Genomic DNA, 12,622 nt, shown 5'->3' with positions numbered 1-12,622 from the left:
AACCGCACCGGCCCCGGACCCCCGAGGTGCCGGAACCCACGAACCCCGAAGGAACACCGAGAGCCATGACCACCACCGCACACACGCAGCAGCCGCCCGTCCTGAAGGTCGGGCTGCTGGGGGCGGGAACCGTGGGCTCCCAGGTGGCCCACGTGCTGCTCACCCGCGCGGACGAGCTCGCCCTGCGCACCGGCGTGCAGCTGCAGCTCAGTGGCATCGCCGTGCGCGACACCGCGGCGCCCCGGGACGTGGCCCTGCCCGCCGAGCTGCTCACCACGGACGCGGACGCCGTGATCGACGGTGCGGACGTGGTCGTGGAGCTCACGGGCGGCATCGACCCCACACGGGCGCGCGTGCTGCGTGCCCTGAACGCCGGGAAGTCCGTGATCACGGGCAACAAGGCGCTGCTCGCGGAGCACGGGCGCGAGCTGCAGGACGCCGCGGCGGCCACGGGCGCGCAGCTGTCCTACGAGGCCGCGGTGGCCGGGGCCATCCCGATCGTGCGGCCCATGCGGGACTCGCTCGCCGGGGACCGGGTGGAGCGTTTCCTGGGCATCATGAACGGCACCACCAACTTCGTCCTGGACCAGATGGACACCACGGGCGCGGCGTTCGACGCCGCCCTGGCCGAGGCCCAGGAGCTCGGCTACGCGGAGGCGGACCCCACCGCGGACGTGGCGGGTCACGACGCCGCAGCCAAGACGGCCGTGCTGGCGTCCCTGGCGTTCCACTCCAGCTACACGATCGACGACGTCCACTGCGAGGGGATCCGTTCGGTGACCGCCGAGGACATGGCCGCGGCCCGGGAGGCCGGCTACGTCATCAAGCTGCTCTCCGTGGGGGAGCGCTGCGCGGACGGCGTGAACCTGCGCGTGGGCCCCGTGATGATCCCCAGGGAGCACGTGCTGGGCGGCGTGCGCGGCGCGTACAACGCGGTGTTCGTGACGGCCGCGGCGGCCGGCTCCCTGATGTTCTACGGCCAGGGTGCCGGCGGGGAGCCCACGGCCTCCGCGGTGCTCGGGGACCTGGTCTCCGCGGCCCGGGCCATCGCGCTGGGCGCGCAGGGCATTCCGCTCGCGGACTACGCCGCGCTGCCCGCGGTGAGCATGGACGAGGTCAGCACCAAGCTGGCCGTGACGCTCGCGGTCACGGACCGGCTGGGCGTGCTGGCGCAGCTGGCCCAGGTCTTCGCGGACCACGGCGTGTCCATCTCCACGATGCAGCAGAGCGAGGACCCGCGCACCACCGGGACCTCCATGCTGCGCCTCGTCACGCACACCGGGCGCCACGCGGACCTCATGGCCACCGTCGAGGCGCTGCGGGGACTGCCCGTGGTGCGGGACGTGGTGTCCGTGACCCCGGTGGAGACCGGAGAATAGAGCGCGAACCGGACGGGTGGCGGCGTCGAACGCACCCGACCGAGCACCGCACGCCGCGCCCACGCGCGACACGAGAGCTGAACCGACAACCCCTTCACCCGAGGAGCATCACGGCATGGCACACGTCTGGCAGGGCGTCATCAACGAGTACAGGGACCGGCTGCCCGTGACGGAGCAGACCGAGGTGGTCACCATGGGGGAGGGCGGCACGCCGCTGATCCGCGCCCGGGCGCTCTCGGAGCTCACCGGCTCCACGGTGTGGCTCAAGTTCGAGGGCATGAACCCCACCGGCTCCTTCAAGGACCGGGGGATGACCATGGCCATCACCAAGGCCAAGGAGGCCGGGGCGCAGGCCGTGGTGTGCGCGTCCACCGGCAACACCTCCGCGTCCGCCGCCGCCTACGCCAAGCAGGCCGGGATGCGCAGCGCCGTGCTGGTCCCGGAGGGCAAGATCTCCCTGGGCAAGATGTCCCAGGCGGTGGCGCACGGCGCGGACATCATCCAGGTCGACGGCAACTTCGACAACTGCCTCGAGGTGGCCCGCAAGCTCTCCGAGTCCTACCCGGTGTTCCTGGTCAACTCCGTGAACCCCTACCGGATCGAGGGCCAGAAGACCGCGGCCTTCGAGGTGGTGGACACCCTGGGCGACGCCCCGGACATCCACGTGCTCCCCGTGGGCAACGCGGGCAACATCACCGCGTACTGGAAGGGCTACCGCGAGTACGCGCAGGACACCCCGGCCACCTCGGGGGAGATCCTGCCCGCGGTCGCCACGCACACCCCCGCCATGTGGGGCTTCCAGGCGGAGGGCGCCGCGCCGCTCGTGCTGGGCCACCCGGTGACCGAGCCCGAGACCATTGCCACGGCCATCCGGATCGGCAACCCGGCGTCCTGGGACACCGCCATGGCGGCACGGGACGAGTCCGGTGGTCTCATCGACTCCGTCACGGACGAGCAGATCCTCGAGGCGCACCGCTGGCTGTCCTCCCGCGAGGGCGTGTTCGTGGAGCCCGGTTCCGCCGCGAGCGTGGCCGGGCTGCTCAAGAAGGCGCGGGCGGGCGAGGTGCCCTCGGGCAGGACCATCGTGGCCACGGTCACCGGGCACGGCCTCAAGGACCCCCAGTGGGCCGTCAAGGGCGCGGAGGCCGAGGACGCGCGGGCCGCCGAGCCGAAGCGTGTCCCGTTCGACGTGGTCTCCGTGGCCGCGGCCCTCGGACTGGACTGAGCGGGCGCCGTGCACCAGACGCACCACAGCACCGGACGCCCGGCCACCCCGGTTCCCGCCGAGCCGCACGGCGCGGGCAGCCCCACCACCGTGCGGGTCACGGTCCCGGCGTCCACGGGCAACGTGGGCCCGGGCTTCGACTCGCTCGGGCTCGCCCTGGACCACTGCGACTCCCTGCAGGTCACGCGCATCGAGCGCGGCCTGGAGTTCGAGTTGAGCGGGGAGGGCGCCCACGACGTCCCCCGCACCGCCGAGCACCTGGTGGTGCGCGCCATGCAGGCGGCGTTCGACGCCGCCGGCGCCGGTGCCCTGCCCCCGCTGCGGATCACCGCCCACAACGTCATCCCGCACGGCCGCGGCATGGGCTCGTCCGCCTCCGCCGTGGTCGCCGGGGTGCTCGCGGGCAACGCCCTGCTGCCGGAGGACGCGCGGCTCGGAGCGGACGAGGTGCTGCAGGTCTGCTCGCGGCTGGAGGGCCATCCGGACAACGTGGCGCCCACCCTGCTGGGCGGTCTGACCATTTCCTGGGAGGAGAACGGGCACTTCCACAGCGTGCCCGTGCGCGCGCACCCGGACGTGGTGCCCGTGGTGGCCGTCCCGGACTTCGAGGTGGCCACGTCCGTGGCCCGCGGTCTGCTGCCCGATTCCGTGGCACACCACACGGCCGCCGTCAACGCCGGGCGCGCGGCGCTGCTCGTCGCGGCGCTCGGCGAGCGTCCCGAGCTGCTGCTGCCCGCGACCTTCGACCTGCTCCACCAGCCGTACCGCGCGCAGGCCATGGCCCCGAGCCACGACCTCGTGACCCGGTTGCGCGAGCGCGGGCACGCGGCGCTGATCTCGGGAGCGGGGCCCACCGTGCTCGTGCTCGCCCACGGCGAGGACGCGGCCCGGGCCGCCACGGAGGCGATCGCGGAGATCACCGGTGACCCGGCGGCGTCGGCCGCCTCGCACCGCGGTGCGCCCGTGACGTGGCGCAGTCTTGTCCTGCGGGTGCCCACGGAGGGTGCTAGGGTGGAGACATCCACGCAATAGGCCCCGGGTTCGCTACTGCCCATGGACAGTACGGCCCCGCACTCGAGCCCCGTGCGCAGCTTTCTACCGCAGGTGTTCGAAGGCGTAGCCTCGCTGCGATCCTCTCCCGCGTAGCCCAGCCACCTCTGTGATGTGGCGGACCGGTCCCGCGGGGGATTCGGGGGACTTCATTGCTGATGGCGCGTGTTCCTCGCGCGCATCCTCCGTGGCCCGCCGCGGGCGGCCCACACCCACACCGTCGGGCTGCAGGCGATCTGAATGCCGCAGCCCCCATCCGAGTCAGAAGGAACCTTCGTGACAGAATCCACCGCCCCCGAACAGGGAACGGAAACCTCCACCGCCCAGAGCACCGGGCTGTCCGGACTCAAGCTCGCGCAGCTGCAGGCGCTGGCCGCCCAGCTGGGCATCACGGGTGCGCGCCGCATGCGCAAGTCCCTCCTGGTCGAGGCCATCGAGGCCCACCAGCGCGGCGGCGCCGTGGCCGAGCGCGACAAGGCCGTGGCGGAGAAGATCGAGCAGACCGCTCGCAAGGCCTCCCAGCGCCACACCACCCCCGAGGGCGTTGGCGCGTCCGGCGACGACGCCGCGGCGTCCGGTGCGGACGGCACCGCCGAGAAGGCGTCCCGTTCCGCCGCGGACGGGTCCACCGAGGACGAGTCCGGCACTCAGGGTGCCAAGCGCCAGAGCGGCTCGCGCCGCTCCCGCCGGGCCACCGCACCCGCGGACGGCGAGGGCCGCGGCGGCCAGTCCCCGGACGAGTCGACCCAGAAGCAGCAGCCCGGGAACGAGTCCGCCCAGGACCAGGGTGACTCCCCGCGGGGCGGCTCCGACGAGTCCAAGGACGGTTCCGCTCGCGGCAGCCGCAACCAGCGCGGCCGCGGCAACCGCAACGAGAAGTCCTCCCAGCAGGACCGCGGATCCGCGGCGAAGGACGCCTCCGCCGGCGAGAAGCAGGAGGACGGGCCGCGCGAGGACGCGCGCGCCGACACGTCCGCGGGCGGTCGCGGCCGGAACCACCAGAAGGACACCAAGGACGGCGGCCAGGAGCAGGGCAGCCGCCGCGACGCCAAGGACTCCCGGGACGCCAAGGACGGCGGCCAGGAGCAGGGCAGCCGCCGCGACGCCAAGGACTCCCGGGACGCCAAGGACGGCGGCGACAACGGCCAGGACGGGCAGAACCGCAACGACCGGCGCAACCGCGGCGAGCGCGGCAACGGCGAGCGCAACGGGAACGACGGCGAGGGCGGCTCGCGCCGCAACCGCCGCAACCGCAACGACCGCGGTGACCGCAACGACCGCGGTGAGCGCGGGGACCGCAGCGATCGCAACGAGCGCCGCAACCGCCGCAACCGCAACAACGGTCCGGACGTGGACGACGTCGAGATCACCGAGGACGACGTCCTGCTGCCCGTGGCCGGCATCCTGGACGTGCTGGACAACTACGCGTTCGTGCGCACCTCGGGCTACCTCCCGGGCCCGTCCGACGTCTACGTGAGCCTGTCCCAGGTCAAGAAGAACAACCTGCGCAAGGGCGACGCCGTGGTGGGCGCCATCCGCGCACCGCGTGACGGCGAGCAGCACAGCAACTCCCGCCAGAAGTTCTCCGCGCTCGTGCAGCTGACCACGGTCAACGGCCGCAAGCCCGAGGAGAACAAGGAGCGGGTGGAGTTCAGCAAGCTCGTCCCGCTGTACCCGCAGGAACGGCTGCGCCTGGAGACCGATCCCAAGAAGATCGGCCCGCGCGTCGTGGACCTGGTGGCGCCCATCGGCAAGGGTCAGCGCGGTCTGATCGTGTCCCCGCCGAAGGCCGGCAAGACGCTCATGCTGCAGTCGATCGCCAACGCGATCACCACGAACAACCCCGAGGTACACCTCATGATGGTGCTCGTGGACGAGCGCCCCGAAGAGGTCACGGACATGCAGCGCACGGTCAAGGGGGAGGTCATCGCCTCCACCTTCGACCGTCCCGCCGACGACCACACCACGGTGGCGGAGCTCGCGATCGAGCGTGCCAAGCGCCTCGTGGAGATGGGCATGGACGTGGTGGTCCTGCTGGACTCCATGACCCGCCTGGGCCGCGCGTACAACCTCTCGGCCCCCGCCTCCGGACGCATCCTGTCCGGCGGTGTGGACTCCGCGGCGCTGTACCCGCCCAAGAAGTTCTTCGGTGCCGCGCGCAACATCGAGAACGGCGGGTCCCTGACCATCCTCGCCACCGCCCTGGTGGAGACCGGTTCCAAGATGGACGAGGTCATCTTCGAGGAGTTCAAGGGCACCGGCAACATGGAGCTGCGGCTCTCCCGCCAGCTGGCGGACCGCCGCATCTTCCCGGCCGTGGACGTCAACTCCTCCGGCACCCGCCGCGAGGAGAACCTGCTGTCCTCCGAGGAGATCAAGATCATGTGGCGGCTGCGTCGCGTGCTCTCGGGCCTCGAGCAGCAGCAGGCCCTGGAGCTGCTCACGAGCAAGCTGCGGGACACCCAGTCCAACGCCGAGTTCCTGCTGCAGGTCCAGAAGACCACGCTGGCCGGCCACTAGGAGCGGGCGGCCACCGCACGTTCCACCCGTCGAGAAGGAGTACACCCCATGTCCGATCCCGTTCAGCCGCTGCTGGACGAGCACGCCCAGCTGCAGCGTGAACTGGCGGATCCCGCTGTGCACGCGGACGCCGGACGGGCCCGGAAGCTGGGGCGGCGCTACTCCGAGCTCAACGGCATCGTGGAGGCCCACCGACGGGTGGAACGCGTGTCCGAGGACCTCGAGGCCACCCGCGAGCTCGGGAGCATGGATCCCGAGCTCGCGGCGGAGATCAAACCGCTGGAGGAGGAGCTCGTCTCGGCCCGCGAGACGCTGCGCCGCAAGCTGGTCCCGCGTGACCCGGACGACGGCCGCAACGTGATCCTCGAGGTCAAGGCGGGCGAGGGCGGGGACGAGTCCGCCCTGTTCGCCGGGGACCTGCTGCGCATGTACATGCGCTTCGCCGAGCAGTGCGGTCTCAAGACGGAGATCCTCTCGGCCACGCCCACCGAGCTGGGTGGCTACAAGGACGTCCAGCTCGCGGTCAAGGGCAGCTCCTCGGACCCGTCCGAGGGTGCGTGGGCGCGCTTCAAGTACGAGGGCGGGGTGCACCGTGTGCAGCGGGTGCCCGTGACCGAGTCCCAGGGCCGCGTGCACACCTCGGCGGCCGGCGTGCTGGTCTTCCCCGAGGTGGACGAACCGGACGAGATCGACATCAACCAGAACGACCTCAAGATCGACGTCTACCGCTCCTCCGGCCCCGGCGGCCAGTCCGTGAACACCACGGACTCCGCGGTGCGGATCACCCACGTGCCCACGGGCATCGTGGTGTCCATGCAGAACGAGAAGTCGCAGCTGCAGAACCGTGAGGCCGCCATGCGCGTGCTGCGTGCGCGCCTGCTCGCACACCAGCAGGAGCAGATCGACGCGGAGAACGCCGCGGCCCGCAAGTCCCAGGTGCGCACCGTGGACCGCTCGGAGCGCATCCGCACGTACAACTTCCCGGAGAACCGGATCGCGGACCACCGCACCGGCTACAAGGCGTACAACCTGGACCACGTGCTGGACGGCGCACTGGGACCGGTCATCACCTCGGCCGTGGAACTGGACGAGAAGCACCGGCTGGAGCAGCTGGGCCAGGAATCCGCGGAGCAGGGGTCCGCGGACCGGAGGAACTGAGCACCGTGCCCTCGACCCTCGCCCAGGCCATCGGGTGGGCCCGCGCTGAGCTCGTCCGGGCCGGCGTGGGATCCCCGGATGCCGACGCCGTCCTGCTGGCCGCCCACGCGCTGGGCCTGTCCCGCGGTGAGACCGAGGCCAAGGCCATCCTGGGTGCCGCGGAACCGGAGGGCTACCGCGAGCTCGTGCGGCGCAGGGCGCGGCGCGAACCGCTGCAGCACATCACGGGCACGGCCCCGTTCCGGCAGCTGGAGCTCGCGGTGGGCCCCGGGGTGTTCGTGCCCCGCCCCGAGACGGAGCTGCTCGTGCAGCTCACCCTGGACAGGGCGCACGCGTGGCGCGAGTCCGGGGAGACCCACCCCGCCGTGATCGACCTCGGGACGGGCAGCGGCGCCATCGCCCTGGCCGTGGCCACCGAGGACCCGGCGTGCCGGGTCAGCGCGGTAGAGCGCGAGGCGGCCGCGCTGCCCTGGTCCCGGCGCAATCTGCGGGGTTCGGCGGTGCGCCTGCTCGAGTGCGACTACCGGGACGTCGCACCGGAGACCGCCGGGCGCTTCTGCGTGGTCGTGACCAACCCGCCCTACGTGCCCTCGGGGGAGGTCCCGGAGGATCCCGAGGTCCGGGACCACGATCCCGCCACGGCTCTCTACGGCGGGGACGAGACCGGCATGCTGCTCCCGTGTGCGGCCATGGACACGGCCCTGCGGGTGCTGCGCCCGGAGGGCTCGTTCATCATGGAGCACGCGGAGTCGCAGGTGGAGCTCGTGGCCCGGGCCCTGGCCGATCGCGGCTTCCGCGGGATCCAGGTGCACCACGACCTCACCGGCAGACCGCGGGCCACCACGGCCGAGCTCCCCGAGGACCTGTCCTGAGGACCGGACGCGTACCCTGGCGGACGGACGTCCGTCCCCGTCCCGACGGTGCCGGCGCCTCGGGGCTCCCCGCGCGGCGCCCGGCCGGATCCGACGGGCGCACCACCACACCACACGAGACCAGTGAGCAGAGGAGTTGCTCGTGAGCGACATCATGTCCTGCGGCAGTGACCGGGAACTGGACGCGGCCGTGGCCGCGGCCGCGGGCGTCGTCGGGGACGGCGAGTGCATCGTGCTCCCCACGGACACCGTCTACGGCATCGGGTGCGATGCGTTCTCCGCCGCGGGCGTCCAGACCCTGCTGGGGGCCAAGGGCCGCACCCGTGAGATGCCGCCACCGGTGCTGATCGCGCGCCCCGAGGTGATGGAGGCCCTCGCGGACGAGGTCTCCGGGGACGCCCGTGCCCTCGCGCGGGCCTTCTGGCCCGGTGCGCTCACCATCGTCTGCTGGGCCCAGCCCTCACTGGGATGGGACCTGGGGGAGACGCACGGCACCGTGGCCCTGCGCGTCCCGGACGACGCCGTGACCCGCGCGGTGCTGGACCGGGTGGGCCCCATGGCGGTGTCGTCCGCCAACCGCACGGGACTGCCCGCCGCGCAGACCGCCCATCGGGCACGCGAGATGCTCCAGGACCGTGTGGCGCTGTACCTCGACGGCGGCCCGCGGCCCTCGGGCGAGGTGCCCCAGGACGCCCGGGATACGGCCTCCACCATCGTGGACTGCACGGGGGAGACCCCGGTGGTGTTGCGCCACGGCGCCATCTCGCTGCAGCGGCTGCGCCAGGTGGTGCCCACCGTCCACGGTGGCAGCGACGGCGACACCGCCGCGGCTCCCTCGTCCGACGAGCCCGGCGAATCCCACGGTTCCCACGAGCCCCATGGATCCGACGCGGCCGCGGCGTCGCCCGGGCCCGAGGGGACCACGGTGACGCCCGGGACGAGCGGGGACCGGGCCGGGACGACCACGGGTGGCTCCGCCGCGGCGGCCGTCGCCGCAGCGGGGGCCGGCGCGGCCCGTGAGCCCGGGCCGTCCGGGAACGACGGTCCCGAGGACTCCGACGACGACATCGTCACCGCCATGGTCCGCGAGACCGGCGCGGACGGCGGCGGCGCGGTGGACCAGGGCCGCGACCGCTCCCGCGACGACGAACCCCGGTGGGGCGGCACGAGCGCGCTGAGCATGGCCGAGGCACGCGAGCTCGTGGCCGGGGACCGGCACCCGGACCGGCGGGACTGAGTCCAGAGCCTTCCCTGCGCCCCCGCGGCACCGGACCCCCGAGCGCCGCAGGCCTCATCCACGACAGCGGGCCCGCACCCCGTACCACCGCGAGGGGCGGTTCAGAGGGGTGCGGGCCCGCTGCGGTCCCGCAGAAGAATGCGGGGCGTCAGCGGCCCAGGGCCAGGTGCGCCTGGCGCAGCACCTCCTGGACGTGGGGCTCGGGGAGCACGTCGTTCTCGTGCGCCCACCCCGGGACCTGGCGCTGGCCGAACCACGTGACCTCGAGCCGACGGATCAGACCCGCGTAGCGGTGCCCGGCCACACCCGAGGCGAAGCGCGCCGAGCCGATGGCCGCCCGGCAGAACCACGGGGGCAGAGACAGCGGGTTGCGACGCCCGGCGTCGCGCAGGACGGATGCGGTGGTGGCGCCCTCCCACGGCTGCAGGATGACCGGGGGCAGCGGCCGGGGGAACTCTCCCACGGCCACGGTGAACTGCGCGAGCGCGGTCACCGACGTCACGGGGGTGGGGGAGGAGCCGTCACCCGCCACGGAGCTCAGCGGGGAGGAGGCGAAGCGCGCGAGCATGCGGGTGGTGCGCCGTTCGCTGCCCATCACGGAGGTGGCCCGGATGACCGTCAGCTCGGGTGCGCCGTCCTCGGTGCGCCACTGCGAGTGCAGCCGGTACAGCGCGGACTCCCCGAGCGCCTTGGAGAAGGAGTAGGGGGAGAACGGGGCCGTGCGGATCGACTCGTCCAGCACGGGGGCGTCCGCCTGGACGGACGCGGAGCTCATGTGGATCACCCGCCGGACACCCGTGCGGTGCGCGGCGAGCGCCACGAGCACCGGCAGCAGGGAGTTCGCACCGGTCAGGGACTGCTGGTGGGTCTGGTCCGGGGCCGCCAGCCCGGCGGCGTTGACCACGGTGTCCGCGCCGGCGAAGGAATCGGCCAGGTAGTCGATCACGGACTCGAGCCGCTCGGCGTGCTCCACGAGGTGGTGGACGGTGGTGGCCGGGGACGCCAGACGGGGCGAGGCCACCGGTGTGACCGGGATCTCGCGGGTCTGCAGGGCCGTGGTGATGGCGGAACCGATGAAGCCCGTTGCTCCGAGAACGCGCCAGCTGTGAACCGTCACTGTTGTGTCTCCTCCCGTGGTGGTTCGTCCATCGTACGGTAGCGCCCCCGGACGGATCGGGGAGGGACGGCACGGCCCCGCAGACCGCGCCGGGCGCGGCGACGGGCCGGCCGTCGAGCGGACACCAAGGTGCGCGTTGATAGACTCCGGGAGTTCACCGGCCCGCCGACGGACCCGTGACCGGTCATCCCCGGCCACGGTGGTCCGGAGCGCCGGAACACGGTCGGCGGGCACCCGCACCGGCACACCACCAATCCTTCTCGGGGGCGTCATGACGGAAACCAGCTCGCGGTCCACCGATCGGACGGGCGCCGCCGTGGGCGTTGCCTGCGTCACGCAGGACCGCCCCGAGGACGTGGCCACTCTCATCGATGCACTGTGCGTGCAGACCGCTCCGGTGGCGAGCCTCAGCCTCGTGGACGCCGGGCGCACGCCCCTGGACGAGGCCGCGCTGCGCGAGCGGATCGGCGGGGCGTTCGAGCTGCACTACCGCCGCTCGGTGGCCAATCTGGGCGGCGCCGGTGGTTTCGCGCTCGCGATCCTCACGGCGCTCGCGAGCGGCGCGCAGCAGGTGTGGCTCATGGACGACGACGCCCACCCCGAGGATCCCGACTGCCTCCGGGCGCTGCGCGCGGCGGCCCGGGAGCGCGAGCTGGCGGTGGTCTCCCCGCTGATCGTGGCTCCGCAGGACCACGGGCTGCTGTCCTTCCCGTACCGCCTGGAGGGCGGGATCACCCACCGCCGCGCGGACCTTGAACCCCTGGGATTCCTGGACTCCTACGCGAACTTCTTCAACGGCGCCCTCGTGGCCGAGTCCGTCTTCTTCCAGGTGGGTCTGCCGGACCTCAAGCTGTTCCTGCGCGGGGACGAGGTGGACTTCCTCGTGCGGCTGCGCAGGAGCGGGCTGCCGTTCGGCACCGTGACCACCACCGCCGTGTCCCACCCCCCGGGATGGGACGAGGAGCACGTGGTGGTCCCCGGCCGGCTGCAGGTGCTGATCCCCCCGGGGGAGTTCAAGCAGCGCCACTTCTTCCGCAACCGCGGCTACGTCTCGTGGCGCTACAAGCGCGTGGTGCAGCTGGGCGCGGACGTGATCGGGTACCCCGCCCACTACCTCAGGAACCGGGACCTCAAGGGTCTGCTCACGTGGGCCCGGCTCTACACCGACGGCATGCGCGGGCGGGGTTTCGGTGGCCCTCGCTGACCCGCTGCGCCCGGAGCAGCTCCCGGCCCGGTTCTCCCTGCTCGTCCCCGTCTACCGCGGGGACACGGCCGAACGCATCCGCCGCGCCGTGGAGTCCAACACGGTGGAGCAGACCCGCCCGCCCGCCGAGGTGCGCATCGTCCAGGACGGCCCGGTGCCGGCGTCGGTCACCGCGGAGCTCGCACGGCTGGAAAGCGTGTCCCCGGTGCCGGTGCACGTGCTCGTGCTGCCCGAGAACGGCGGTCTGGCCCGGGCGCTGCGCACGGCGCTGCCGCGGTGCGCGTACGACGTCGTGGCGCGCGCGGACGCGGACGACGTCGCCTACCCCCACCGCTTCGAACGCCAGCTGCCGCTGATCGAGGACGGCGCGGATCTCGTGGGTGCCTCGATGCACGAGATCGGAGACGACGAGACCCGCCCCGTGGCACTGCGGGCCGCGCCCGTGGGAGCACGGCGGATCGCTGCCGTGAGCCGCCGGCGCAACCCCCTGTCCCACCCCACGGTCGTGCTGCGGCGCAGCGCGGTGGACGCCGTGGGGGGCTACGAGGACGTCCCCATGGCCGAGGACTACTGGCTGTGGGCGCGGATGCTGCACGCGGGCGCGGACGTGCGCAACGTCGCGGAGCCGCTCGTGGGCTACCGGATCTCCGCGGGCTCCTACGAGCGCCGCGGCGGGTACCGCGTGCTCAGGGCGGAGCTCGCCCTGCAGGCCCGGTTGCGGGCACTGGGGCACGTGGGGTTCCTACAATGGGCCACGAACGTCATCGTGCGCGGCGGCTACCGGTTCGTCCCCCTGCGAGTGCGGGAGGCCGCCTACCGGCTCATGGTGGGCCACCGCAACGGCTGATCCGCGCACCCGA

At 73.0% G+C, this 12,622-nt stretch carries 10 protein-coding genes; 9 read left to right on the top strand and 1 reads right to left on the bottom strand.

Translation table 11 applies throughout. From position 1 onward, the window contains the following. The first annotated feature begins 65 nt into the window (after positions 1–65). The 7 genes from C1C97_RS03255 (at position 66) to C1C97_RS03225 (ending at position 9,441) form a co-directional block, all read left to right on the top strand. A complete protein-coding gene (locus tag C1C97_RS03255; RefSeq protein ID WP_121029964.1) occupies positions 66–1,379 on the top strand; it encodes a homoserine dehydrogenase in 1,314 nt (437 codons plus the stop codon). A 115-nt stretch (positions 1,380–1,494) separates the two neighbouring features. After that, positions 1,495–2,604 (top strand): threonine synthase, encoded by a 1,110-nt coding sequence (thrC, locus tag C1C97_RS03250; RefSeq protein ID WP_110919813.1) that lies wholly within the window; start codon positions 1,495–1,497, stop codon positions 2,602–2,604. 90 nt (positions 2,605–2,694) lie between these two features. Further along, on the top strand, positions 2,695–3,636 hold the full coding sequence (thrB, locus tag C1C97_RS03245; RefSeq protein WP_267897588.1) for a homoserine kinase: 942 nt from the start codon (positions 2,695–2,697) through the stop codon (positions 3,634–3,636). A gap of 294 nt (positions 3,637–3,930) precedes the next feature. Beyond that, entirely contained in the window at positions 3,931–6,174 is a 2,244-nt protein-coding gene (gene rho / locus C1C97_RS03240; protein WP_121029962.1) for a transcription termination factor Rho, read from the top strand. 48 nt (positions 6,175–6,222) lie between these two features. Next, a complete protein-coding gene (prfA, locus tag C1C97_RS03235; RefSeq protein WP_121029960.1) occupies positions 6,223–7,332 on the top strand; it encodes a peptide chain release factor 1 in 1,110 nt (369 codons plus the stop codon). Positions 7,333–7,337: 5 nt separating this feature from the next. After that, positions 7,338–8,204 (top strand): peptide chain release factor N(5)-glutamine methyltransferase, encoded by an 867-nt coding sequence (prmC, locus tag C1C97_RS03230; RefSeq protein WP_110919817.1) that lies wholly within the window; start codon positions 7,338–7,340, stop codon positions 8,202–8,204. Positions 8,205–8,346: 142 nt separating this feature from the next. Then, positions 8,347–9,441 carry an L-threonylcarbamoyladenylate synthase gene (locus C1C97_RS03225; protein ID WP_233542689.1) on the top strand — a complete coding sequence of 365 codons (1,095 nt, stop codon included), beginning with the start codon at positions 8,347–8,349 and terminating at the stop codon, positions 9,439–9,441. Between the two features lie 148 nt (positions 9,442–9,589). Here C1C97_RS03225 and C1C97_RS03220 read toward each other — a convergent pair whose 3' ends face one another. Then, positions 9,590–10,558: an NAD-dependent epimerase/dehydratase family protein gene (locus C1C97_RS03220; protein ID WP_110919818.1), complete on the bottom strand. Its 969-nt coding sequence runs from the start codon at positions 10,556–10,558 to the stop codon at positions 9,590–9,592. A gap of 271 nt (positions 10,559–10,829) precedes the next feature. On the opposite strand from C1C97_RS03220, the gene C1C97_RS03215 reads away from it, so the two are divergent. Next, entirely contained in the window at positions 10,830–11,762 is a 933-nt protein-coding gene (locus tag C1C97_RS03215) for a glycosyltransferase family protein (protein ID WP_121029958.1), read from the top strand. Continuing rightward, entirely contained in the window at positions 11,749–12,609 is an 861-nt protein-coding gene (locus C1C97_RS03210) for a glycosyltransferase (RefSeq protein ID WP_121029957.1), read from the top strand. The genes C1C97_RS03215 and C1C97_RS03210 overlap by 14 nt, the downstream gene beginning before the upstream one ends. Positions 12,610–12,622: the final 13 nt, after the last annotated feature.

Origin of the sequence: Kocuria tytonis (assembly GCF_003226895.2) — a bacterium.
In the GTDB taxonomy this organism is placed as follows: Bacteria; Actinomycetota; Actinomycetes; order Actinomycetales; family Micrococcaceae; genus Kocuria; species Kocuria tytonis.
Note: the sequence above shows the minus strand (reverse complement) of the source record. Positions and strands in the feature narration are given on the sequence as shown.